20 protein-coding genes are annotated in these 23,896 nt (G+C 42.2%); 8 read left to right on the forward strand and 12 right to left on the reverse strand.

Annotated elements, in window-relative coordinates; all coding sequences use genetic code 11:
- The first annotated feature begins 19 nt into the window (after positions 1 to 19).
- From IQ244_RS27310 to IQ244_RS27320, 3 genes are all read left to right on the forward strand, one after another.
- The gene (locus IQ244_RS27310; protein ID WP_193899832.1) at positions 20 to 2,098 is read left to right on the forward strand and encodes a cation:proton antiporter; all 2,079 of its coding nucleotides are present in this window, start codon (positions 20 to 22) and stop codon (positions 2,096 to 2,098) included.
- Between the two features lie 210 nt (positions 2,099 to 2,308).
- A complete protein-coding gene (locus IQ244_RS27315) occupies positions 2,309 to 2,860 on the forward strand; it encodes an alpha/beta hydrolase (RefSeq protein ID WP_193899833.1) in 552 nt (183 codons plus the stop codon).
- A 222-nt stretch (positions 2,861 to 3,082) separates the two neighbouring features.
- Positions 3,083 to 4,507 (forward strand): WGR domain-containing protein, encoded by a 1,425-nt coding sequence (locus IQ244_RS27320; protein ID WP_193899834.1) that lies wholly within the window; start codon positions 3,083 to 3,085, stop codon positions 4,505 to 4,507.
- Between the two features lie 13 nt (positions 4,508 to 4,520).
- Here the strand turns inward: IQ244_RS27320 and IQ244_RS27325 are convergent, their stop codons facing one another.
- The 4 genes from IQ244_RS27325 to psaK form a co-directional block, all read right to left on the reverse strand.
- A complete protein-coding gene (locus IQ244_RS27325) occupies positions 4,521 to 5,645 on the reverse strand; it encodes an HhoA/HhoB/HtrA family serine endopeptidase (protein WP_193899835.1) in 1,125 nt (374 codons plus the stop codon).
- The gene (locus IQ244_RS27330; protein WP_193899836.1) at positions 5,645 to 6,121 is read right to left on the reverse strand and encodes a TspO/MBR family protein; all 477 of its coding nucleotides are present in this window, start codon (positions 6,119 to 6,121) and stop codon (positions 5,645 to 5,647) included. The genes IQ244_RS27325 and IQ244_RS27330 overlap by 1 nt, the downstream gene beginning before the upstream one ends.
- Positions 6,122 to 6,226: 105 nt before the next feature.
- Positions 6,227 to 6,781, reverse strand: coding sequence for a CAP domain-containing protein (locus IQ244_RS27335; protein WP_193899837.1), 555 nt, complete (start codon positions 6,779 to 6,781; stop codon positions 6,227 to 6,229).
- Positions 6,782 to 7,018: 237 nt separating this feature from the next.
- The gene (psaK, locus tag IQ244_RS27340; RefSeq protein WP_193899838.1) at positions 7,019 to 7,270 is read right to left on the reverse strand and encodes a photosystem I reaction center subunit PsaK; all 252 of its coding nucleotides are present in this window, start codon (positions 7,268 to 7,270) and stop codon (positions 7,019 to 7,021) included.
- 106 nt (positions 7,271 to 7,376) lie between these two features.
- Here psaK and IQ244_RS27345 point away from each other — a divergent pair, with 106 nt between their 5' ends.
- Both IQ244_RS27345 and IQ244_RS27350 read left to right on the forward strand, forming a co-directional pair.
- A complete protein-coding gene (locus tag IQ244_RS27345; protein WP_193899839.1) occupies positions 7,377 to 8,003 on the forward strand; it encodes a phosphoribosylanthranilate isomerase in 627 nt (208 codons plus the stop codon).
- Between the two features lie 146 nt (positions 8,004 to 8,149).
- Complete coding sequence (locus IQ244_RS27350; protein ID WP_193899840.1) at positions 8,150 to 8,416, forward strand: hypothetical protein; 267 nt, start codon at positions 8,150 to 8,152, stop codon at positions 8,414 to 8,416.
- Here the strand turns inward: IQ244_RS27350 and folE are convergent.
- The 5 genes from folE to IQ244_RS27375 form a co-directional block, all read right to left on the reverse strand.
- Positions 8,413 to 9,120 carry a GTP cyclohydrolase I FolE gene (gene folE, locus IQ244_RS27355; protein WP_193899841.1) on the reverse strand — a complete coding sequence of 236 codons (708 nt, stop codon included), beginning with the start codon at positions 9,118 to 9,120 and terminating at the stop codon, positions 8,413 to 8,415. The genes IQ244_RS27350 and folE overlap by 4 nt on opposite strands.
- 131 nt (positions 9,121 to 9,251) lie before the next feature.
- Positions 9,252 to 9,977: an SDR family oxidoreductase gene (locus IQ244_RS27360; protein WP_193899842.1), complete on the reverse strand. Its 726-nt coding sequence runs from the start codon at positions 9,975 to 9,977 to the stop codon at positions 9,252 to 9,254.
- Between the two features lie 362 nt (positions 9,978 to 10,339).
- Positions 10,340 to 11,320, reverse strand: a complete 981-nt coding sequence (locus tag IQ244_RS27365; RefSeq protein WP_193899843.1) for an acetyl-CoA carboxylase carboxyltransferase subunit alpha — start codon at positions 11,318 to 11,320, stop codon at positions 10,340 to 10,342.
- Positions 11,321 to 11,478: 158 nt separating this feature from the next.
- Complete coding sequence (locus IQ244_RS27370) at positions 11,479 to 12,498, reverse strand: long-chain acyl-[acyl-carrier-protein] reductase (protein ID WP_193899844.1); 1,020 nt, start codon at positions 12,496 to 12,498, stop codon at positions 11,479 to 11,481.
- Between the two features lie 311 nt (positions 12,499 to 12,809).
- Positions 12,810 to 13,505, reverse strand: coding sequence for an aldehyde oxygenase (deformylating) (locus tag IQ244_RS27375; RefSeq protein WP_193899845.1), 696 nt, complete (start codon positions 13,503 to 13,505; stop codon positions 12,810 to 12,812).
- Positions 13,506 to 13,733: 228 nt separating this feature from the next.
- On the opposite strand from IQ244_RS27375, the gene IQ244_RS27380 reads away from it, so the two are divergent.
- Complete coding sequence (locus IQ244_RS27380) at positions 13,734 to 14,558, forward strand: carbohydrate ABC transporter permease (RefSeq protein ID WP_193899846.1); 825 nt, start codon at positions 13,734 to 13,736, stop codon at positions 14,556 to 14,558.
- A 611-nt stretch (positions 14,559 to 15,169) separates the two neighbouring features.
- Positions 15,170 to 15,547 carry a hypothetical protein gene (locus IQ244_RS27385; RefSeq protein ID WP_193899847.1) on the forward strand — a complete coding sequence of 126 codons (378 nt, stop codon included), beginning with the start codon at positions 15,170 to 15,172 and terminating at the stop codon, positions 15,545 to 15,547.
- Between the two features lie 81 nt (positions 15,548 to 15,628).
- On the opposite strand, the gene cobT is transcribed toward IQ244_RS27385, so the two are convergent.
- The 3 genes from cobT to IQ244_RS27400 form a co-directional block, all read right to left on the reverse strand.
- Positions 15,629 to 16,747 (reverse strand): nicotinate mononucleotide-dependent phosphoribosyltransferase CobT, encoded by a 1,119-nt coding sequence (gene cobT / locus IQ244_RS27390; protein ID WP_193899848.1) that lies wholly within the window; start codon positions 16,745 to 16,747, stop codon positions 15,629 to 15,631.
- A 72-nt stretch (positions 16,748 to 16,819) separates the two neighbouring features.
- On the reverse strand, positions 16,820 to 17,560 hold the full coding sequence (locus tag IQ244_RS27395; protein ID WP_193899849.1) for a DUF2232 domain-containing protein: 741 nt from the start codon (positions 17,558 to 17,560) through the stop codon (positions 16,820 to 16,822).
- A 12-nt stretch (positions 17,561 to 17,572) separates the two neighbouring features.
- Positions 17,573 to 18,274, reverse strand: a complete 702-nt coding sequence (locus IQ244_RS27400; RefSeq protein ID WP_193899850.1) for a Crp/Fnr family transcriptional regulator — start codon at positions 18,272 to 18,274, stop codon at positions 17,573 to 17,575.
- 1,074 nt (positions 18,275 to 19,348) lie between these two features.
- Here IQ244_RS27400 and IQ244_RS27405 point away from each other — a divergent pair.
- Positions 19,349 to 23,590 (forward strand): hypothetical protein, encoded by a 4,242-nt coding sequence (locus tag IQ244_RS27405; RefSeq protein WP_193899851.1) that lies wholly within the window; start codon positions 19,349 to 19,351, stop codon positions 23,588 to 23,590.
- Positions 23,591 to 23,896 lie beyond the last annotated feature (306 nt).

Here is a 23,896-nt window from a genome sequence, read left to right on the forward strand (position 1 = left end):
AAAAAAACTTACTTCACCAATGGCAATTCAATCTTTAGTAGCAAGCCCAATAGTTGCTTTTACTATTCTCCTGACCGTAATTTTTGCGGTACCACCAATATTTGAGAAATTGCGGTTGCCTGGATTAGTGGGTTTGCTAATAGCAGGTGTCATTTTAGGAGAAAATGGCTTAAAATTACTAAATTCAGAATCAGATACAATCAAACTGCTGTCGGATATTGGTAAAATTTATTTGATGTTCGTAGCAGGATTAGAAATTGATTTAGAACAGTTTCGCAAAACTAAAAATCGCTCAATTGGATTTGGTACATTAACTTTTTTAGTTCCATTAATAGCTGGGATTTGTGTCGGTCGTTTATTCAATTTTAGTTGGAATGCTTCTTTTTTAATTGGTTCTTTGTTGGCATCCCATACTTTGTTAGCATATCCAATTGTGAGTCGTTTGGGAGTAGTCACAAATGAAGCTGTGACTGTGACAATTGGGGCAACAATTTTTACCGATACTGGTGCTTTGTTAGTATTAGCAATTTGTGTGGGCATTCATGGGGGAGAATTTTCTGCCCTGAGTTTAGCTACCTTATTGGGTGGATTAGCAATTTATTCTGTTGTTGTTTTATTTGGTTTTGACTGGGCAGGGAAGGAATTTTTTCGGCGTTCTGGAGATGAGCAAAGTAATCAGTTTTTGTTTATTCTATTAGCATTATTTTTGGCTTCAGTGGGAGCGCAAGTTATTGGTGTTGAGAAAATTGTTGGGGCATTTTTAGCAGGTTTAGCAGTTAATGATGTTCTAGGACGTAGCCCAGTTAAAGAAAAAATTGAGTTTATTGGTAGTGTTTTATTTATCCCATGTTTCTTTGTGGATATGGGGTTATTAATTGATATTCCGGCATTTCTGAAAACTCTCAGTTCTGTTTGGTTGACGGTGGTAATTGTCGTAGCTTTGATTGGGAGCAAATTTATTGCGGCATTTTTAGCTAAATTATTTTACCGCTACAATACAGCCGAAATGCTGACAATGTGGTCTTTGTCTTTACCTCAAGTAGCAGCGACACTGGCTGCGGCATTGGTGGCTTATCAAACTGTTAACCCGGCGGGAGAAAGATTAATTAATGAAGGTGTTTTAAATAGTGTGATTGTGCTGATGCTGGTGACGGCAATCTTAGGGCCAGTGATTACTTCTAGATTTGCCACTGCTTTACAAGTGAGCGAAGCAGATTTGTCCACGGATAGTCTCTCAACCTGGTGGGAAAGTCATGAAACTGAGATAGACGAAGAACAACAGCAATTCACTGTAGTTGTACCAATTTATAATCCGCAAACCCAGCGTTATTTAATAGAAATGGCTGCATTATTGGCGCGTCATGAATCGGGAAGAATTGTACCTTTAGCTATTACCAAAGCTCTGATTCAGATGGATGATCCGCAATTAGTGACAGCACTTGAACAGAGTCAAAAAAGATTGAAGTTGGCTAAAGAAATTAGCCAAGAATTTGATGTAGAAGTTGCGCCAGCAATTCGCATTGATGATGATGCAGCTTTAGGAATTAGTCGTGCGAGTCGGGAACGCAACGCTAATTTAGTGGTGATGGGTTGGTCACAGAATACAGGCTTCCGCGCTCGTTTGTTTGGTAGTGTACTGGATAGTGTATTTTGGTCTGCACATTGTCCAGTGGCGGTTACACGTTTATTGAGTAGTCCAACAACCATCCAAAGAATTCTGGTACCGGTGGGTGACTTGACACGACAAACTATAGGTGCTGTTAGGTTCGCCCAAATTTTAGCTGATGTGAATCAGGCAGAGGTAGTATTGTTACATGTGAGCGATCGCAAAACTCCCCCAGCTTTAGTGGAAAAATTTACATCTCAATTGTCGGAAATTGTGACTAAAAGTCAGTTGCAGGTGAAGACAAATATCCAGACAATTAAAGGCGATGATATTGCTAGAGTCATCATTCGAGAAGCTCAAGCTTTTGATTTAGCGGTGTTGCGTTCTGTTCGCTATCGCACAGCAGGCGGTTTAGCCGTTAGCCAAGTCACAACCCAAATTTTAAGAGCATTGAAATGCTCAATTGTGTTGCTAGGAGAACCTCACTCGTAAGCTGTTAAACATATAATTTACGGGCTCAAGGGTGGGCATAATTATGCCCACCCTACTCATTTGGATATTTTAATTTCTATCGCTGGTCATATCTCAGCAGATTCCCCAAACTGAATCTATTTAGATAACCTAGTAAGTATGTTGTCGTAATCAGCAAGCTTAGATATTTGAAACCCGTGTACGCTCCACACCACTAGGAAGTTAAATGTAATGCAGATTTTTAAATTTTGGAATCAATTAACCAACGGGAAATTTAGTAAATTATTCAGTCAGACAGTAGCTTTGGGGTTAGGTGCTAGTGTTTTGCTGTTTCATGCTAGTGCTAATGCGGCTGAACAGGTAATTTTAAAATATGGTAGCTTTCAAGGGCCTGTTTCTGTGGCGGAATTGAATGCGTTTGTGCAAACAGGGAAGACTACCCCGACACTCAGAACTTATTTGCAGGTATCTAAACAAGACCCTGCTGTAGCGCGGAAAGCACTAGTCGCAGGTATAAAAGCTGAACCTGCTTATTTAGATAGTTTGTTATCTGGCTGGACAGGGCCAATTTTACTTTCTCAAATTGGTGATGTAGTTCATCCACCTGCGGCAGATTTAGATGCACAGGCGCTACAAACTTCTTTGAGTAAATCTATTCAAGAAGATGGGGAAATCACACTGCTGGGCGCAATTCGTCATTATCCAGATAATACTGTGGAAATAGAAGGCGATCGCCTGATTCCGGTTTATGAAAGACTCAGTAGTTTGGCGAAAATCCTTTAAGTTCTAAGTTTTCAGGAGATATCTAATTCTAGAAATACAAAAATCTTCAACCCATACAAACGAGTTTTACCTGTATAAACCCAGGTTCCAAGCGCTAATTTCGCTGAAACAATCAAAGCTTATAGACACATGACCTTGGTAATAGTTAGAACCGATTAAGGATGGTCAAGTGATTTGTATACCACTGCGAACATTTACATTCAGTTCTCACGAGCAAATGTCATGACTAAAGAAATAACATACTTAGAGTTATCAGAAGATGGCGGAAGTTCCCACAAGTTTTATGAGGTTATCATTGAAGATACCCAAGTAAGCATTCGCTACGGTCGCATCGGTGACGCAGGACAGACGCAAACAAAAACTTACCCGACACCAGAAAAAGCACAGACGGAAGCGGCCAAAAAAATTAACGAAAAGCTGAAAAAAGGCTATGAAAATGCTGTGATGGGTGTGCGTCAAAAGCGTTCTGTGACTCGCCGCGAAGTTGCAAGTACTGTTTCAACCTCCAAGCAAGCGCCCATTTTGTGGAAATTTGCGGCTAATTCAGCTGCTTTTGGGATTTTCATTGATGCTAACCGCTGCTGGTTAGGTAATCAAGCTGGTCAAGTTTTTGCTTTGAACCATCAAGGTAAAGTCAGCAATCAATTTAAGTTACCTGATGGGGTTAAATGTTTGGTAGCTGATGATATCTGGATTTACGCTGGCTGTGATGATGGCAATGTCTATGATTTAACTGGTAAGTTACCCCGTGTCGCTTACAAAATTGATGAAAATGTGGATATTTTCTGGCTAGATATTAAAGATGGTTTATTGGCTGTCTCAGATGCTAATGGTGGTGTGACAACAATAGATCATGATGATGAATCACAATGGACGCGATTAAGTCAAGGTAGTTCTGGCTGGATGGTTCGCTGTGATGAAGCGGGGATTTATCACGGTCATAGTCAAGGCGTGACTATGTATGATAATCAAGAAGGTCGAATGGTTTGGCATCAAAAAACTGGCGGGAGTGTGCTATTTGGTTGGCAAGAAACATCCGCAGTTTACGCAGGTGCAAGCGATCGCAAAATTTACAGTTTTAGCAAGCAGGGTCAGCCACTCACAATATATAAGTGTGATGCTTCAGTGTATTCTTGCGCCACTGCACAAGATGGTAAATATGTGTTTGCTGGGGACAATAATTCTTCGATTTACTGCTTTAACCAAGCGGGTGAAAGACTGTGGAAGTTAGGGACTGGTTGTGGTTCTGCTTTATCGATGCAGTTTTGCGACTCTCGGATTTATATTGTCACTACCGATGGTGCTTTAGCTTGTATCGATGCTAGTGAAAGTGCGATCGCTTCTGCTCAAGCTGGTACAATTCCCGAAGCAACTATTATTAAAGCACCAAAAACTGAAGGAGCCACACCTTCTACTGTTCTCGAAACCACGACAGATACAAGTACTGGGGTAATTGTCGAGTGTTTTCCAGATGGTGGTCAATTGCGCGTCAGAGTTATTTCCCCAGGATACAATTTTAACTGGAACGTGCAGTTTCCCAAAGATATTCGCCAAGCAGGCGATCGCTATCTTGTTCAAGAAGTCCGAGAGTCAGCGAGAGGTGGCTTTTATCGCGCCTATGGAGATATTAAAAAAATCAATAATTAAGGTTCTGAATTCTTCAACTAATGTCTCTTGCAGGTAAAGCAACTGTGCGAATGGCGATCGCTTGCTTTTTGCCGTTACGATTGATGGTAATTTGCATCATATCGCCGACTTTGGTGGTTTCTACCAGTTGTTGCACTTGGCGGATATCTTGAATAGCGACACCATTAATACTGTCTATAATGTCGCCCGGACGTAACCCCGCACGGGAAGCGGGAGAGTTTGGGGCGACTCCTAAAATAATCACACCTGTATCTTGATTAACTTTTAACCCTGTATCACTCTGATTAATTTTGCTGCGTAAATCAGGCGTTAACTCACCCATTTGGATGCCAACATAAGGATGATCTACTCGTCCTTTAGCAATTAATTCATTGGCGATTCTTTGGGCTGTTTTGATGGGAATTGCAAAGCCTAATCCTTGCGCTCCTTGGATGATAGCAGTATTCATCCCAATTACTTCGCCTTGAGCGTTGAGCAAGGGGCCGCCAGAATTACCAGGGTTAATGGCTGCATCAGTTTGAATAAAATCGACGCGTTCGGTGGGTACTCCTAAATCAGCAACAGAACGCTGAGTAGCACTGATAATTCCCTGGGTGACTGTATTATCTAATCCTAAAGGATTACCGATGGCGATCGCCCATTGCCCCGGTAACAAATTATCTGAGTTACCTAACTTAATTGTCGGCAATCCTGTACCTTTAATTCGCACCACCGCCACATCAGTTACTCTGTCAACGCCTACGACCTTACCTTGCAGGCTACGACCATCTTTTAACACCACTGAAACGTTATCTGCATCTGCTACTACATGGGCGTTAGTCAAAATAATCCCATCAGTACTGATAATAAATCCTGAGCCAATTCCGCGCTGTATTTCTTCTCTACTCTGTTCACCAAAAAAACGCCCTAAATAAGAATCTTGGGGAGATACAGCCACAATTCGCGTTGAATTGATGCGTACCACTGCTGACCCTACTTGTTGCACAACCTGAGTGATGTAATTTACATCTTGATTATTGATTGGTGCTGCTGGATTGAGTGTTGCTGTAGCTAGAGGATTTTTACCATCTCTATTGGCAATACATCCCGTTAATAGCAAAGTTAAATAAAGTGAGCAATAGGGAATCAGTCGTTTCATTATGGGTTGATGGGGCTATTGAGTTGTAGTAATAACCAAGTTAAATAAGTGCCGAAAGGCCCCCACAATGCGTAAGGCAGAAATAGCCATGAAGCAGTTTGTGAAATGGGCTTGACAACAAAGGCCAAAATGTACACCAACGCTGTTGCTAAACCGCCCACAATTATCCCCCCAGTCAAACTGCGAAGTTCTACGACTACGGGACTATAAAGCGATGTGAGTAACGCGATCGCCCCATAAACTACCAGTAAACCCCAAGGACGAGAACCTTTCTTACTGCTTTTCTCCCACACAATGATTGCAGAAATTGTGATACAAACCCAAATGAACGTCCAAATAAAAGGAATGAGAAACTCAAAGGTCAACCAACTAGGACGTTGCAGATTTTGAAACCAAGGGTCGCGTAGCGATGTGAACAAGCTACCACCAAAAAATAGTGCGGCTGAAGCTGCTGTAATAATCCATCTAGCTTTCACAAGAACTTCCCGCCATAATACTACACTTGTAGTTTAGATTGAATTGGCGATCGCTGCACCTATCCAGTGACAGGTGACAGATAAAAGGTGACAGTAGGGTAGAAATTATTGTCGCAAAAATAACTGAGTCATGTAGTATGTATTACCCACTCGCCAGATGCCCACACCTGTTTCTTGGAATACTGGACGCAGAATATTGGCTCGGTGTCCAGGGCTATTCATCCAACCTTTGATGGCGGCTGTTACAGGTTGTGGCACATTCGTAGATGTAAATAAGTTTTCCCCCACCATCCAATAATTGATTCTGCCTGCACTTACTCTGTCTCGTAAGGTACTACCATCTGCGCCAGTGTGACTAAAGAATTTTTTCTGTGCCATCTGACGGCTGTAGTTGCGGGCTACTTGGGTGAGTTTTTCATTATTTTGTAGAGGCTGAAGTCCGTTTTGCTGTCGCACTTGGTTGATACCTTGGCGAACTGAGGCTTCCATGTCTGCAATTTTGGCAGATTCAGCAGAAATTACCGGCGGTGGTGGTTGGTTTGATGGTAATTCAATACTGGGCAACGGTGGTGCGTATTTTAGCATTTCCTCGCAACCACTTACTAATAGTGCGATCGCTGCTGATGCTAACCACATTATTTGAGGTAGTTTATGTTGCATCTACTTGTTTACCGTTGCCTAAACACCCGATTTTTCCAATTGCATGGTTCTCTCTCCAGATAAGAACCATAAATTTAGCTGTCATGATGAATTTGCGATGAAATCTGTCTTTAAGGTAACAAAAATAGCAAAATCCAACTGGGCTAAACTTGAGTGTTGCATTGCTGGAGAAAGAACCAGAATGAGTTTCAGAGTAGGAGATTGATTGAGAATCTCACTTCTGTGTCATCTTGTAATTTATAGACGACCAATATTAGTCAGTCCTAAAACGATGCCGATACCGATGATATGACCAAAAGCCATCGCCGCGATAAAGGTGGGAACACTAACTGGCAACCCTGGTAATTTAGGCCCAACCTGGGGTTTTTCGATTCTGGTAGATAACAAAAGAATAATCACGCTGCTAATGCTAATAATGATTCCCACGGTGGGAGTCCATGCAGGAGTTGCGGGAACAGTAGCGGCTGCTGCCAGTAAATTTGATAACATCAAGGTTCTGTCTCCTAAATGACAAAATTCATAAAACCTTCAAAATTATAGAATTACTGAGTAAGGAACCAGAGATTGTTAGCAAAAATTCGCTCTTTAGAACTATATGCGGGTTAAAATCTGCGGCATCACTCAACCACAACAAGCTAAAGCGATCGCATCTTTAGGCGCAACGGCTTTAGGATTTATTTGTGTACCTACCTCACCGCGTTACGTAACGTCAACACAAATTAGGGCAGCTGTGTCACAGCTACCAGATGGCATTGATACAATTGGCGTGTTTGCTAACGCTCCAATAGAGGAGATTAGTCAGATAGTTAATGATTCTGGTTTAACTGGGGTGCAGTTACACGGAGATGAATCACCAGAATTTTGCCACCAAGTGCGTCAAAAAATCCCCAATGTAGAAATTCTCAAAGCACTGAGGATAAAAAGTTTTGACCATCTCGCACAAGCATCAATTTATGCTGAATATGTAGACACTTTACTACTTGATGCCTATCATCCCCAACAGTTAGGCGGTACAGGCCAAACTTTAGATTGGGCAATGTTAGAAAAATTTACCCCCGGTAGCCCGTGGTTTTTAGCTGGAGGATTAACACCAGAGAATGTCTTAGCAGCTTTAAGCCAAGTCAATCCTGATGGTATAGATTTATCCAGCGGTGTCGAAATTCAACCAGGAGATAAAGATTTACACAAGGTAGCACTCCTATTTGCCAAGCTTAAGCCTTAAAGATGAAGTAGGAAGTATGAAATTTTATTTTTCCTACTTCGTACTTCACACTTCACGCCATGTGCAACTTTATCTCAAACCTAACGCCCAGCCCCTTCCCTACAAGGGAAGCAAGAATCAAAGCCTCTTTTCGTTGCGAGGCTACCGTGTACATACAAGTCGAAAATTTGCAGTCTGAAACCGTATCCCGCCTAGAACTAAATTTCCAAGCTCATGGCCAAAGTCCACAAAACGTGGACTGGAATATATTTTTAGTTGAGTCATCTGAAGATGACTTGCGCTATGAGACTCGGAATGAATTCCGAGGCGGGACAGATGCACTTAACGAACATTTGTGTTTACACCGTAGCCGTTGCGGGGAGAGGAATGGAAGTGGGGTTTTAAAAATAACTCGCACATCGCGTTACTTCTAAAAGAAGCTTGGTTGATGACGAATCAAGTTAAAGAATTCTTCGCGGGTTTTTTGCTCGTCGTGGAATACGCCCAACATGGCACTGGTAACAGTCCATGAACCAGGCTTTTGGACACCTCGCATAACCATACACATATGAGAAGCTTCCATGACTACTGCTACACCTTGAGGTTCCAAAATCGTCTGAATCGCTTCGGCGATTTGGCGAGTTAAGCGTTCTTGAACTTGCAAACGTCGGGAATACATTTCCACAATCCGGGCTAACTTACTTAAACCGACAACTTTTTGATTAGGGATATAAGCCACATGCGCTCTCCCCATAAACGGCAGCATGTGATGTTCGCACAGACTAAAGAAGTTAATATCTCGAACTAATACCATCTCGTTATGACCTTCATCGAAGATGGCACCATTGACAAGTTCATCTAACGATTGGTTGTAGCCGCTGGTAAGATAGCGCATAGCCTCAGCAACGCGCTTGGGAGTCTTGAGCAGTCCTTCACGCTCAGGGTCTTCACCAACGCCAACTATGATGTTCCTAACGGCATCCATCATTTGCTCCATGTGTTCCTCAGAAGGCTGGTGCAAATCCGGTAGTCGTCCGTCGTGGGTGTTGCGATCGGGTCTGGTATTAATGGCATCTGCCAAATCGGGAATCAGCGGAGATTGAAAACGATTAGAACCGTTAGAACTAGCAATAGTCATGATGTAATTTTCAGTTGAATTTTGGATGTTTGCTATGAGTCAAAGAGATACTCAGCAACGTCACTGGCGACAACTTTGGCAACCAAAGCAACGCAGTGGTTCCTCCGTACTTAGTACTCAGCACTCATTACTCAAAATGTGCCTGTATTGGGCATGAGAATCAATTCATCAATCACTGCTTGTGGTGGCAATAAGACAGTGTGGAGAATTGACTGTGCCACAATTTCTGGAGTTAACATTTTTGAACGGTCAAAGTTGGCGTGAACGGTTTCTGTGTCCCAGATTTCTGTGTTAACAGAACCAGGACAAATGGCCGTAACACGAATACCGTGGGCGCGTTCTTCTTGTGCCAGGGTTTGAGAAAGGGCTAGAAGTCCGGCTTTGCTAACACAATAGGCTCCCCATCCAGCAAAGGTCTGCTTGGCAGCTATTGAGGCTACGTTGATAATTGTGCCTGTGCCGCGATCGCGCATTCCCGGCAAAATTCCTTTGATGCACTCAAATACACTGGTGAGATTGATGTTAATAACTTGTTGCCAGTCTTCTAAGCTGGTGTCATTTAAATTAGCTGTATAGCCTATTCCGGCATTGTTTACCAAAATATCTATATTGCCAAAATCTTGAGCGATCGCATTGATTTTTGCTTTTACTTGCGGTAAATCAGCTAAATCCAGGGCGTAAGCTTTGGCTTCTACTCCGGTTTGCTTGGCTGCTGTTGCTACCGCCTCTAATTTATCTAGAGAACGACTGACTAAGGCAACATCTATGCCTGCTTTGGCAAATGCCAACGCGGTTGCTTTGCCAATTCCACTACTTGCCCCAGTAATCAGGGCATGTTGTCTTTGCTTACTACTCATGCTTTCCCTCATTTTTTTGGCAGTGTTCCAAGCCCCTTGCCACCAAATTATTTAAGTCTTTCGGATTGGCTACATTAAAGTAACCTTAAATTCCGATAATTTTTTTTGACAATTGCTATACTGAATTGTCAGTATGGGCATTTTTGCCAATAAGATATGTCCCAGTCATGAAAATTCGTCTTCATCTGGGAATTGGGCTTGTCTACTCGCAGTCAGTTACTAAAAACTCCACAAATCTCTCATTTAATTGAGACGATTCATCATAAATACAAATGCCTATGGTTAAAAAGATTGTTAAAAATCTTTAAGAACCACAGGCAATTATAACATTGCTATTGAGTTAATGACCTAGGTTTGGCTGGCTAGTGGGGAATTTCTGTAAAAACACCGATTTTGCGGAATTTTTCGTAGCGCAGCTGCCGTCTTTCGGGAGATGTTAACTGTTTGAGTTCTTCTAAGTTATCTAAAAGTGCTTGCTTGAGGGTGGTTGCAGCTTCTAGGGGATCAGAATGAGCGCCACCAATTGGTTCAGGTAAAATTTGGTCGATAATTCCTAAGTTTTTTAAGTCATTGGATGTAATTTTTAAGGCAACAGCTGCTTGGGGAGCCTTGGTAGCATCTTTCCAGAGAATTGCCGCACAGCCTTCAGGACTAATCACGGTGTAAACAGCGTGTTCAAACATCAGTAGGCGATCGCAAACGCCAATACCCAGCGCCCCACCAGAACTCGCTTCACCGATGACTGTGCAAATAATTGGTACATCTAAGCCGAACATTTCTCGGAGATTATAAGCAATAGCTTCGCCAGCACCTTGATGTTCTGCGGCGACTGTCGCTAAAGCACCAGGTGTATCGATAAAAGTTAAAATTGGCATCCCAAACTTATTGGCGTGTTCCATCAACCGCATGGCTTTCCGATAACCACCAGGAGCCGCCATACCGAAGTTCCGCGCAATATTGTCTTTAGTGTCACGCCCTTTTTGTTGACCTAACATTACCACTGGCTGCCCACCTAAACGAGCGACACCAGCAATTAAAGCCGGGTCATCAGTACCACAGCGATCGCCATGCAACTCCATCCATTCATCGGTGATTGCCTGAATGTAATCTAGCGTGCTGGGGCGACGGGGATGACGGGCGACTTGCACCCTTTGCGCCGGAGATAAAGTACTAAAAATCTCCTCACGTAGTTTTGTGGCGCGTGCTTCTAGTTTGCGAATTTCACCAGATACATCAACGCCATTTTCTTCTGCAAGTTGCCGAATCTGCTCAATGCGGTTGGAGAGTTCTGCTAACGGCTTTTCAAAATCCAACAGTAGTGGTTTACGCTCGGTAGTAGCCATATAAACTAGGGGTTCGGGAGTGGATATTTAGGAAGTAAAAATTTAAAAGGCAACAGTAAAAAGATCAAGACTTTTTTACCCTTCGGGTTTGCAAGTCGCTCATGGGGAAACCCCTTTGGTGGCGCACCTTTTTACTTTTTACTTTTTCCTGGCAGTTGCTACAACAGCAGCGGTCTAAAGCCATGCTTCACTGATGCTTGACCAATCTGCTCCATTTTGTCTACGGTAATCTGATTACGCCCCCAAGAAAAGTTCGTATGTAACTTCTCAAATTCCAGTAGCATAGCTTCGGCGAAACAAGCAAATAGCTGGCGTTCTGGCACTTCCATATTGACAATTTGCATAATTTTCCAGTCAATATCTAAAGAATGCTCAACAATGCCACCGTTGAGTATATAAACGCCAGGATGTTGAATTTTCGTAGCTAAATTTTTGGGATAGCCACCATCAATCAATAGACAAGGTTGTTTTAATGTCTTGGGGTCAATTTCCACGCCTTTGGGCATACTTGCCACCCAAACTACAATATCAGCTTCGGGTAATGCTTCATCCAAAGCCATAATTTTGCCCCGCCCCAATTCGTCTTGTAAATTTTGCAGGCGTTCTTGGTTACGGGCGATCAGCAAAATTTCTTTAACATCAGTTTTGGCATCTAGCCAGCGTGTCACTGCACTACCAATATCCCCAGTTGCGCCACAGATAGCCACTGTTGCTTTCGACAGTTCGATTCCTACTTGTTTTGCAGCTGCCTCTACTTGCCGACAGATAATGTAGGCAGTATGTGTATTGCCCGTAGTGAAGCGTTCAAACTCTAATTTGATGTTGCGAACTTGGCTGAACTGCTCCAAATTAAAGTTTTCAAAAATAATTGATGAAAAACCGCCTAAAGCTGTGATATCTATATCATGCTTTTGAGCATGAGCCATTGCATTGAGAATTTTCCGGGTTGCCGCCTTAATCCGCCGATTCGCCAGCATTTCTGGTAAAAAGCACGATTCTACGTATTTGCCTTCGATTGTCTCTCCAGTCAGGCTAGTAACTTTAATGTGATCAACAATTTGGGGCGGGGCGCTGCACCAAAAATCTAGACCTTGATCGGCATATTCTGGGTATCCCAATTGTTGAGCTACCGCTTGAGCGTGTTCTAAACTAGTCAGATGTCCAATTAGACCAAACATGTATTGTATTAGGCGTTTGCTGCGTCGAAAGCGTGGAATTTAGTGGGTAAGTGACAATACCTAACCTTAAAAATACAACAAAGTGTGAAGTCTGAAGTGTGAAGTGTGTTCGCCTTACAGCCTTTTGGGCATCATAGGGCGGGTGTTTCCGCAGGGTAGTCTAAATTTTTGACGAAATAGGGTTGAGGAGTCAGAATTCATTCTGAATTCTTGACTAATAAAGCTCACACTAATTGATTCTGTCTCTTAAATTCTGACTTCTGGATGCTTGTTTAACCTTCATACTTCATAACTTCATCCTTCATACTTTTTTAAGCAGCGGAAAGTCCGTAGGCTGACAAGCGCATGATATCTCTGGTTGTGAAGCCAATATTACTTAAAGCTTCACCGTATTGGATCATGAAGTCTTCTACTAAAGCATCTTTTTCCATTGCTAAGACTTGGGCATCGTCTGCCACTTGATTAAGCATTTTCCAAACTATAGGTAGGTTTTGGCGATTTGCTTCTTCTAGCTCCATTTTGGATGCTTCAAAGTTATCTTTCAGCCAAACTTCACCAAAGTTTAAATGGGTATATTCTTCTTTGACTACTCCCTCAGTGATTTTACGGGCAAAATCATCGGCAACGGGAATGTAAATGTTGTATGCAGCGATCGCAAAACATTCAATAATCAAAGATTGAATCAGTAAACAGGTGACAATGTTACCTTTAGCTGCGGCTACTTTAAAGTTATCGTGCAGGGGTGCAAAAAACTTCTGAGCAAATTCCAAATCTGGCGTAACTTTTAAATTGCGCCCGCAAGCTTCAAAGCCTTTTTTGTGGCGGCTTTCCATTTTTGACAAGCGAATCAAATCATCATGATGATTAGGCAGCAGTTCAGCTAGTTTGATGTAATTCTCGTATGCTTCTTGTTCCCCTTCAATCACGATCGCATTAATGCGACTATAGGCATCTTTATATTTTTCGCTGTGGAAATCTATTTCTAATCCATCTGCCAACTGCTGCATGGTATCTTCACTCCTGTAAAATGAATCATTTGATACTAACGCTTAATTTACCCTGACATTTCAAGGCAATCTTCACTGTTGTTTAATTTAACTTAACAAGTCACTATGTAATAGATTAGCTTTTGCTGGGGGCGATGCTCTAGTACTAAAGAAACAAATGCAGAGTGTTGAGCTAATAGTCAAGAGTCAATGGTAACTTTCGCTCTAGCCTCTGCTATTTAAATACCTATGATGAAATCAAGTTGGAATCAGAAATCTGGCGATATTGTTAGTCTAGCGGTGCTGCTACTAGGCGCATTGATTGTCTTGCTACCGCTATTGGTCGTATTTTTCACATCTTTTGCTCCCTCTGGCGCGACTCCAGATATGATGCCTAAAAGTTGGTCTTTAGGTAATTACCAGGATGCGTGGGCGCGGGGAAAGTTCCTGTTGGCTTTTGCTAATTCTACTTTAGTAGCGATCGCAGTTACAGCATTTCAATTGATTACCTCGGCTTTGGCTGGTTACGCCCTGGCGAGATTGAAATTTCGTGGTAGACAAGCCATACTTTTAGTCGTTTTAGCAACTTTGGTCATCCCTTTTCAGCTTTTGGTTATACCAATATTCTTGGTGTTGAAATGGGGACACTTAATTAATACTTATGGGGCGCTAATTTTACCAACTGCTGTCAATGGCTTTGGCATATTTCTTTTACGTCAATATTTCCAAACAATTCCAGTGGAATTGGAAGAAGCCGCAACTATTGATGGGGCGAACAGGTTGCAGATTTTGTGGCGGGTATTGCTACCTTTAGCCCGTCCAGCTTTGGTGACTTTGTTTTTGTTCACCTTTATTGCTGAATGGAATGATTTGTTTAAGCCTTTAGTATTTACCACCCGCCCAGAATTAAGAACGGTACAGTTAGCCTTGGCGGAATTTCAAGAGCAATTTACTAATAACTGGCCTTTAATGATGGCAGCAGTAACTATTGCAACAGTGCCAGTCATGATACTGTTTTTGATTGGTCAGCGTCAATTTATTCGTGGCATTGCCACCACAGGGATGAAGAATTGATTCAATCAAGATTGAGATAGACAGGGACAAGGGAGATAAGGTAGTCAAAATTCAATAGCGAAGAACCCAGGAGTTAGGAGTTGGAATCAATACTGAGACTACGCCCTTCTCTAGAAGAGGCTGCGCTAACTAATTGGGATTCTGAGCAAATACACAATTTTTTTAGACCACTAAATTTTCAATTTAGCGGGAGTATTCAACACCCCATTCAATTCTATTAGCAAAGCATGGCATAGCTTATTCTGGCGACTAACTCGGAATTCTGTTTTGATAATTTTATCTGATATAAAATTTGAATTAAAAAAGCAATTGTCAAAAAACCATGAATTATTAGAGAACTCAGTTAGAGAGAAAAGGGTTTTTTCGCTTTATTCATCAATAGTTTTTTGTTTTTACTTTTGCGTAATTCTATAAAAATAAATTACTTTAAATTTACATTTTTTAATGGATTTAACTGCTGAGACATCAAAAATATTTGAGAAAGATTGATAATGAATGACTTAGGTATCTCATTTCGACAGAATATTTGAATAATTAAATAATTCATAAGTATGTTTAACATTGCCAGTAAATTGAATAACATGGAGGAAATATACTGACGAGGGTATTAGATGGAGCCATTACAAAACCAGATCCTGAACTTGAGCCATAAACTGGATGCCCTCTACCAGGTAATTGAGCAGCTTGATTGTAAAGTGGCTCAGGTGTTCTCAGAATGCTCCTTAGTTAAAACACAAGCAAAAGATAACTATCAAGAAAATAGTGATACTTTTCCTTATCAGTTAAAAGGACAAATTAGTTTTAATCCAGAATTGGAACATAAGGATGTTCTGACAGATGGCCTTTATTTAGATATGAATCGTCAAGGCGGGGATAAGGTTTTAACACCAGAAATTCAGATACAACGACTAACAGCGCAGTTAACCGCAGCCTACAATCGGATTGCGGCATTAGAAGAACAATTACTCCGAGAAAGAATTCATCAATAGTTCAATAGTCAATATTCCTAAGAATTTACCGGGGCTTTTTCAGTCCGGTATTTTTGCTTTGAGATAATACTATTTTGGATTTTAGATTTTGAATTGACTAAGCCGCTGGAATTGGTCTTCAATAGCTGCTAAAAGTTGAGATTGTGGCCAATTTTGGTAGAGATGGGCTGTAATGCACGCGGCTCCAGCGCCTACACCTTCTTTAACAAAACCTTGCTCGTAAACTTGGAGTTGTGGATAAAGGGAATTAGCAAAACTTAGCTGCGTTGATAGTAAGGGTGGGACTATACCTTGATTTTTGCTGCTTTGATCCAAGCTTAAGGCTAAATCAACAGTCCCACCGCTGGAATCTTCTATTACCCAGCGGGTTGTACCAACAATAACTTCTGTGGGTTGCCAAAATAAGTTAGGTGCTTGCGAAATTGCCGTAGTTAAAGCGTAAACTGCTAACATTTGTGTTCCACCTGCCAGTATTACTCCACAACGACGACTAGCGGCGATCGCCATTCCCGCTACTACCACTTGCATGGGATCGCCCACGGCTGCCACAATTTCTAGAGGATGGGAATGAGGTGGGATTTTTTGTAAACCAGCTTGAACGATTTCCCATTTTTGCTGATGGTTACAAATCGGGTGACTGCTGTTAACTTTGCCGATCGCATCTATTCCTAAAGCCGTAAGTACAGCTAAAGCGGTTGTCGTACCGCCAACTACGCATTCACTCAAAATTACATAACTCTGCGGAACTTCAGCCGCCAAGCGATCGCCCCAAATCAGCCCTTGTTCTAGCAAATGTTGAACTGTTGCTAGATCCATCGCCTTACCTGTACTTAAACATCTAGCTGGCAAACCGCCTAAATCAATTGCTGGTACAGCCGGAAACTGCGGTAATCCAGCATTAAACAAATAAACTGGGATTTGCAGTGCTTCAACCACAGCACGAGAAATCAACACAGGTGATGCTCCCGCAGTCAGTGGTGGTAGAGAATACTGGGGTTGATGTTCTGCACCATAGTATAAAAACTCCGCATCCGCACAAGCCGTGTATTTGCGATCTTCTGGCGTGAGTCCAGCCGCTGAAATTCCAGGAATCAAAGCAGTTTCCGTAAAACCTAAAACACAGGCAAACACAGGTAAACTACCACGATATTTAGCAATCCAGGCTTTACCTTGTTCTACTTGAGTATAAATACTAATCATAAATTAAGAGTCAAGTGTCAAAAGTCAATAGTTAATAGTTAAAAAACTCTAGACTTCTGCCTCCTGCCTTCTCTACCCTTCATAATCCATCATGACTTGTACCCACCGGGGCGGACGGGGAATAGGATTACCCAAACGATCTAGTAGTAGCCATGCAGCTAGGTGTACCACAAATAGATAAATAAAGTTATTAATGACAACCAAGGCAAACGCCCCGATTTGAATCAAAAATACACTGGGACTGTTTAATAATCCGAGCTTGAGAAATATCCACTCGGTAATTTCTGTAACTTGGTTAATTAAATAAATCCATAAGTCTTCTCCGGACAATATAGACAGTAACCACATCCGAAAAAAGAAACCCAACGAACCTAACAGCGTCGCTAAAGTGATAGACACAATCCAGGGAACACGACGATGCCAAGTTGCGCCCAAGAGTACGCCCATGAAAGCATAAGGCATAACAAATAAGAGACTGCGTACAGGCCCCATAAGTACAGACAACAACAAGCCAGAGGTAACGGCTGCCATCCATGCGGCTCTTTGTCCCCAGCGCAGGTAAACTAGAGCGATCGGCACTGGAAAGAAGATTCGCAAAACTGGCCCCAAAGGAAAATAAAAATTAATAAACCAAATTAAGCTGGCAGTACTGGCTAAAAATGCCGTTTCTACCATCCGTAAAGGTGCTGCGGCTTTTAGTTGGGGAGGTTGTAAATTGCTATGGTTTCCTGGTAATTTCTCTTGGATAGGTGGTGGAGATTCAGAAGATGGGCTTTCCTCTGGCTCTTCGGGCAGAGAATCGACAATACTCATTTTGAAAATTTTTTATACAATCAATCTTTCCAGGGCTAACACATCGGGAATGGAAATAGTGTCTTGCTCCCGTTGAATTAACCCTTTCTTTTCTAACCTAGTCAAGACTCTTGTCACGGTTTCCCGCGCCAACCCACTTAGACTACTCAATTCCCGGTGAGGTAAATTAGGAATTTCCGTTCCTGTTTGCGATCGCTTTCCCTGTCCTTCTGCTAAGAATAATAAAGTGTCTGCTACCCGCGATTGACTATCAGATTCTCGCAACCGCAGACGACGGTTAACTTGCCGCAAGCGCCGAGCCATCAACTTAGATAATCTCACACCTGCCAAGGGTTCTATTTGGAGTAACTTGACAAAATCTTGAGATGGCAGACTGCCAATGACTGTAGTCGTGAGAGTAATTACATCGGTAGAACGAGGCACTTCATCTAAAGCTGCCATTTCACCAAATAATTCGCCTTTACCTAGAATATTGAGAGTTACTTCTTTTCCCTCCAAATTATAGGTACGAATTTTTACCCAGCCTTCAAAAATAAAATATACAGAACCACCCCAGTCATTTTCCAACAAAATCACTTGATTGGCTGGGTGTGTTCGAGTCACAAGATGGATCAGGGCTGGTTCTACAACAGATTCTGGCAACCCTTGAAAAAAGGGAGCCGTTCTAATCCACGGATGAATAGGTTCTTCTTGCAAGCTATATCGGTCTCCCATTACGGCATCTTCATTAAAGGTATTACACACAAAACAAACAACAGTGATAATTGCAGCCTAAGCCATCAATGCCAAGACTTTTACCAATACAGACTTCAACCAGGTAAACAAAATCACAATAAAAGCATTTTTCAGAACAATCTCACTGACGTAGTTTAAATAAAGTAAAACTTGTGTAAGTAATGTCTAAGTGCCTCTGGAAGAATTTTGAAAACTCTAGCTGCATTGCAAAAATATTTACTTAAAAATATAGGTAAACCACATTAATGATACTCAAACTAGTTAATTTTTGCTAACGCAAAATTTTGGGCTAGAGCAAGTTTTGCTGCGCTTGGCTGGGTATATAAGGTTAGGGGTGTAAGTAAAAGATTGAATGCGTGCGATGAAGTCCGAACTAGCTAACTATATTATTGTTTGGGTTTTCTATACACCCATACACCCTTATTCCCTTATCCCCTCACCCCCTCTAAGCTTGATGCGTAAGTCATGGGGATCATTTTTTGTGTCCTAGCTAACTTGCCATTCCTGGACTCCTTCGCTAGATTAATGGCGCGTGTGGATGTAAAGTGGAGGGAATTTGCCTTGTCGATGTGGTGTCTGTGATCAGATGCCAGTTATTTCCAGACTCCTGGGCGATTTGTTGCATTTTTTTATGTTTTTGATTGTGAAGTCCCAGAGCCTGTAACATCGCCTGTATGGTAAAAGTTCAAAGTGCATAGTTACAAAAAAGCAAAAGTAAAAAGCGCAAAGTAGGCGGTGTCGGTTTCCGTCCCGCCTAACTTTGTCAGAAGGCACAAGTAATAAAAAGAAAGAGTGCTTGTTTTCTGAGCTTTTAGCCTGCTGAAAATGGTGGTTTTATTTCCGCCATGAAGTACTAGTTAGCCAAGTTGGCTGACAATTAAGGAATATTTTTGTATCCTTGTACTTCAATTAGCACTCTGGCTAATGACGATGAGGCCTAGTTATCATAAATTGCCGTCAGAAGTCTGAGGGGCAGTTGCTACCGTTCTTAACTTTGATAAGCGTCAATTTCTCACCCAAGTTAAAATCCAGTTCTAGCTAAGGTAATTCAAAGTGACTTCTCGCGCTGATGAAATTCAAAAACTGATCGCAGATATTGATAACTTACTAACTAACAATGGTAAGCGACTGCCGAAGTTGCTGTCTGGTCAAGCGCCAGAAGCCAGAGAGGTTTTAGAACGAGTTCGCAACTTCCTGGTTAATTTAAAAGAAACAGAGGATTTACAAGGCAATATTCCTCAGCCAACAGGACAGATGCAGCCATCACCTTTGTTGGCAAAATTTGCTGAACAAGTTAATCAGCCATCTTCAGTAGAGTCATATCAATCTGAACCAGCAGAAAATAGCGTTCTGGGTAGCCAATTCAAAAGTGAATTGGCGATATTAATCCAGCCACTCCAAGCAGAGTTAACAGCACTGTTGCAAGAACGCTCGACACTGATGCAGGAAATTAGACAGTTAGAGCAAAAGCGGCTACAAAATTACTCTTTAAGTCAACAGTTAGCGAATCAAGAGCAAATTATTGGGGAATTTTTACAGGTGCTGATGAGTCGCCTGGTTCCCACGGTTGCACCACATATCAACGCGAATGTGGCGAATGATTTTCATGCTGTTAGTTCCAGTCATCACAATAATATAGAGCTAACAGCCTCCGGGAAGGTATCTGCATTAGAATCATCAGGACAGGTAGAACGGTTAAGTCAGTTTGCCAAGGAATTAGACCAACGTTTACTGTCGCTAGATGGGACGGTGAATGTTGTTTTTGAAGCACTACAGCGCAATATCAATACTTATCACGAATCCTTGGCGCAAGCGCTGGCGAGAATGCACAGTACAGGCTTGCAAGGGGAACAGTTGCTAGTGAGTTTCCTGAATAATTGGACTCAGCAATTGCAGCAACTTCCCACGACAATTCCCCAGGCGGTGGTGAAGGAAACATCAGCGCGATCGCCTTTTCCCAGTCAACCAAATGCTGTTACTGTAGAAACTGCCCCACCACAAGCTATTACCACTCCAGAAACTATAGATCCAGCGTTAGAATTGCCACAGCCAGAAGTCGAATTTGCATCAGATATGGCGGCTAATGATTTAGATGCCATGTTATTAGAACTGACCGGTATTGTGACTCAAGCTGCGGATAATTCTCCGGCTTCTCTGGAACTGGAAGGATTTGAAGACTGGGACAAATTGGCGGATGATCCCCAACCACTATTAAATTTGCAACCACTCATACCTACTTCCAGCAGAGAACAGGGAACAGGTGACAGGGAACAGGTAACAGGTAACAGGGAACAGGTAACAGGTGACAGGGAACAGGTGATAGGTAACAGGGAACAGGTAACAGGTGACAGGGAACAACCTACTCCTGAAGTTGTCACTCCTCCCCCAGAAGCTTTCGGGATTTTCAATGACTCAACACCACAAAGTCTGGAGTTAACTGATACTGATGAGGTAGATCAACTTTACGCCAGTTTATTTAATATCAGTGCTGTGACTCAACTGAGTGTTGAGCCGACTCCAGAGAAAGCAACGCCGGATTTTTCGGCAAACAGTGCTGACACTACACCTCCCAGTACTCCTGTAGAAGAACCAAAAACATCTCCAGGTGTCACAGAAGATTTAGCCGAATTAAATCATAGTGAGAATCCTGCACTGACACCATTATTTGAGGGGAATGTTGGCTTACCAGAGTCAATATTTACTCACTCAGATGCGGGGTTGTTTGAACCAATTCATAGTCAACCGCCAAACATCCCAACTGATTCGCAGCAATTTATAGATTTATCCTCAGATTTTCAACAAAAGTTATTTTTTGAGGAAGAGCCGGAATTATCCAGCGCTACACTCAGCTATTCTCCCGCCCTTCGGGAAAGTAATCCAGTTCAGCCAGAGCAGACTGACACAATTACTTCTTTGAGTGAACTGTTCGCGGAGGCCAGTAGTGAAGAGCATTTATGGCCTGGTTTGTCTCCCGCAGAAATTGCTATGACTTTAGATGAACCAGAACCCACTCCAGAAGTTGCAGTGACTGATGAGGTGCAGGAGAATTTATCAGATAATTTATCAGATATATATATTGCTGCTTCCCCCCAGGAGAATTTGCTTGCGTCAGAGGTGATGCAATCGGCAAATTTACCAGAGATTTCTTTAAATGAATCGCAGTTGCAGCAATTAAATCAAGATTTAGCTAATTTTGATGAGTTACTTAACTACCAGTCAGGGGATGTCTACAGTTTGGCGGATAGTCAACCACCTGATGTTGCTTTTCCTCATCCGCAAACCCTAGACCATACGCCAAATGTGGCTTTTTCGCGTCCGGCTGTACCACCAGTTGCACCGATATCCTTGCCACAAACGCAAGCTGATTTAAACTTTAGTCCCGTCAACGAAAAAAAAAAGGAAGTCACAACTGGTTCCAGTTTCCCAAATCAGATAGAAATGACCGTCGATGTGCATAACTCGGTTTGGTATTTAGGGATTGATTTGGGAACAACAGGAATTTCTGCGGCTTTGTTAAATCGCTCCCAGTCGGTGGTGTATCCTATCTACTGGTCAGCAGAAAATATCCCAGGAAGCACGTCTTTTCAACATTCATTTCGCTTACCTGCGGAAGTTTATTTACCGAATGCTTCCGTTTCCAATGGTGGAACTCAAGCTAAAAAGAGTAGCCATTGTTCCGCACAGTTAAAGCCTTATTTACAGGTAGCTATTCCCTACCAAAGTGAACCGCAAAAATGGGAACCGGTACTGCAATTTAATGAATTTTCGGCGGGGCCATTAATTTGGGTAGTCCGATCGCTCTCGAAGTTACTTTTAACGTTAAAATCTGATCGCCAAAGTACCACGCAAGGTTTAGTCGCTACAGCCGTGGGAATTAATCAGCCGACTTTCCACACAATTGTGAGTCAAATAGCGGGTGTGATTTGCAATTGCCCTTCTAGCTGGTCAGAACAATATAGATTTAATGTGCGGGAAGCTTTGCTGACGAGCAAAATTATCCAACATCCCCAGCAAGTATTTTTTGTAGAAGAAGCGATCGCCAGTTTAATTAGTTTATTTGATAAAAGTGACAGTGAAGTCATTCAAGTGAGCGATCGCCAAGGTTTGCAGCCTGTCCAAACCGCAGAACCATTGCTCGGCAATACTTTGGTGATTAATATTGGCGCAACCGCAACGGAAATGGCGTTAGTTGATGTCCCAGAAAATTTGTTGCAATTAGCGCATCAAGATTTTATGCTGCACAGTTTTCCTTATGCCAGTAAGGGAATAGAACAAGATATTATTTGTCAGTTGCTAATTCCCCCTAAATATCGGCAATCACGCAAAGATATTCCAGACAATGCTCAAAATAATACTAGTAGTCCTTGGCATTGGCAACCAGCTTTCCCCGATATCGACAAAATGCAATGGCAAAGTTTGGGGTTAGACAAATTTGATTTACCGCGAGCCGGAGAGCCAGATATTGGTGTGCGGATTCGGTTGCATCAGCGGTTAGAAAGTTCGGTGTTGGGACAGGCTGCTCTAGAATCGGCCCTCGCCTTGAAGTTAATTTTGCAACACCAGGAAAACTTTACCCTGGATTTGGCAGACCAAAGATGGGAATTGCAGCGCCGGGACTTAGAAAGTCAAGTGTTTGTCCCCTTTGTCCGCCGACTAAACCGGGAACTGAATAAATTGTTAGTCGCGCGGGGTATCCCCACCGAAGCCATTAATCAAGCCATCTTAACTGGTGGAGTTGCATCATTGGGAGTTGTTTATCATTGGCTCAAGCAAAAACTCCCCAACGCCAAGATTATGCAAGATGCGTATTTAGGGGAAAATGGCGCACCAAATTGCAGCCGAGTTGCATTGGGTTTGGCGATGTTACCCTTGCATCCCCAAATTTTAGAAGAACCAAGACAACAGTATACCGACTATTTTCTGTTTACAGAATTGCTGCGCCTCTTACCAGAACGGAGTTTATCGTTTAACGAAGTACTGCAATTGTTTGAAGGAAGGGGAATTAATACCAGTATTTGTCAGCAGCGATTATTGGCATTTTTAGAAGGAGAATTACCAGCAGGTTTGATTCCATCGCCACCAGAATCAGCATGGCTGACACTGAATTCATCCCAGAATCTAGATTATCAGGCGATCGCATCTGCACCTTTATTTGAAAAGCAAGGTAATCTCAGCTATCGTCCCAACTCCCAACAATTGTCCGCCTTGCGTCGCTATTTAGCAGCCGTGAAAACTAGTACCCAACAATCTTTAGAGGAACCATACACAGTGAATTTTGTTAATGTCCCTTTGTAATTTCTATTCCTCTTTGCGTCTTAGCGCCTTTGCGTGAGATAAAATCATACCCCACAACACCCAACGCAGAAAATTTCTTGACACTTCTACCTCAAAGGCTCAACATTCACCCTTTGAACCTCAACGTTCAACCAAAAAGGCTGAAACTCCACCCTTAAAGGCTCAACATTCACCCTCTGATACCAATTCACGAAAAATCTGATGCAAATAAAGCATCAAGAATAAAATCCCAACCTGTAATAGAAGCAACGATTGATGTGTTGAATTTCTCTAAACGCTTCCAGATAAAATGCCTCAATTCATCTA

Origin of the sequence: Nostoc sp. LEGE 06077 (assembly GCF_015207705.1) — a bacterium.
Classification (GTDB): domain Bacteria; phylum Cyanobacteriota; class Cyanobacteriia; order Cyanobacteriales; family Nostocaceae; genus Nostoc_B.

What these genes read in the sequence shown, in the direction of transcription:
- IQ244_RS27310 (WP_193899832.1), top strand. Translation starts at nt 20, where the DNA reads ATGGCAATTCAATCTTTAGTAGCAAGCCCAATAGTTGCTTTTACTATT.
- IQ244_RS27315 (WP_193899833.1), top strand. Translation starts at nt 2,309, where the DNA reads ATGCAGATTTTTAAATTTTGGAATCAATTAACCAACGGGAAATTTAGT.
- IQ244_RS27320 (WP_193899834.1), top strand. Translation starts at nt 3,083, where the DNA reads ATGACTAAAGAAATAACATACTTAGAGTTATCAGAAGATGGCGGAAGT.
- IQ244_RS27325 (WP_193899835.1), bottom strand. Translation starts at nt 5,645, where the DNA reads ATGAAACGACTGATTCCCTATTGCTCACTTTATTTAACTTTGCTATTA.
- IQ244_RS27335 (WP_193899837.1), bottom strand. Translation starts at nt 6,781, where the DNA reads ATGCAACATAAACTACCTCAAATAATGTGGTTAGCATCAGCAGCGATC.
- psaK (WP_193899838.1), bottom strand. Translation starts at nt 7,270, where the DNA reads ATGTTATCAAATTTACTGGCAGCAGCCGCTACTGTTCCCGCAACTCCT.
- IQ244_RS27345 (WP_193899839.1), top strand. Translation starts at nt 7,377, where the DNA reads ATGCGGGTTAAAATCTGCGGCATCACTCAACCACAACAAGCTAAAGCG.
- folE (WP_193899841.1), bottom strand. Translation starts at nt 9,120, where the DNA reads ATGACTATTGCTAGTTCTAACGGTTCTAATCGTTTTCAATCTCCGCTG.
- IQ244_RS27360 (WP_193899842.1), bottom strand. Translation starts at nt 9,977, where the DNA reads ATGAGTAGTAAGCAAAGACAACATGCCCTGATTACTGGGGCAAGTAGT.
- IQ244_RS27365 (WP_193899843.1), bottom strand. Translation starts at nt 11,320, where the DNA reads ATGGCTACTACCGAGCGTAAACCACTACTGTTGGATTTTGAAAAGCCG.
- IQ244_RS27370 (WP_193899844.1), bottom strand. Translation starts at nt 12,498, where the DNA reads ATGTTTGGTCTAATTGGACATCTGACTAGTTTAGAACACGCTCAAGCG.
- IQ244_RS27375 (WP_193899845.1), bottom strand. Translation starts at nt 13,505, where the DNA reads ATGCAGCAGTTGGCAGATGGATTAGAAATAGATTTCCACAGCGAAAAA.
- IQ244_RS27380 (WP_193899846.1), top strand. Translation starts at nt 13,734, where the DNA reads ATGATGAAATCAAGTTGGAATCAGAAATCTGGCGATATTGTTAGTCTA.
- IQ244_RS27385 (WP_193899847.1), top strand. Translation starts at nt 15,170, where the DNA reads ATGGAGCCATTACAAAACCAGATCCTGAACTTGAGCCATAAACTGGAT.
- cobT (WP_193899848.1), bottom strand. Translation starts at nt 16,747, where the DNA reads ATGATTAGTATTTATACTCAAGTAGAACAAGGTAAAGCCTGGATTGCT.
- IQ244_RS27395 (WP_193899849.1), bottom strand. Translation starts at nt 17,560, where the DNA reads ATGAGTATTGTCGATTCTCTGCCCGAAGAGCCAGAGGAAAGCCCATCT.
- IQ244_RS27400 (WP_193899850.1), bottom strand. Translation starts at nt 18,274, where the DNA reads ATGGGAGACCGATATAGCTTGCAAGAAGAACCTATTCATCCGTGGATT.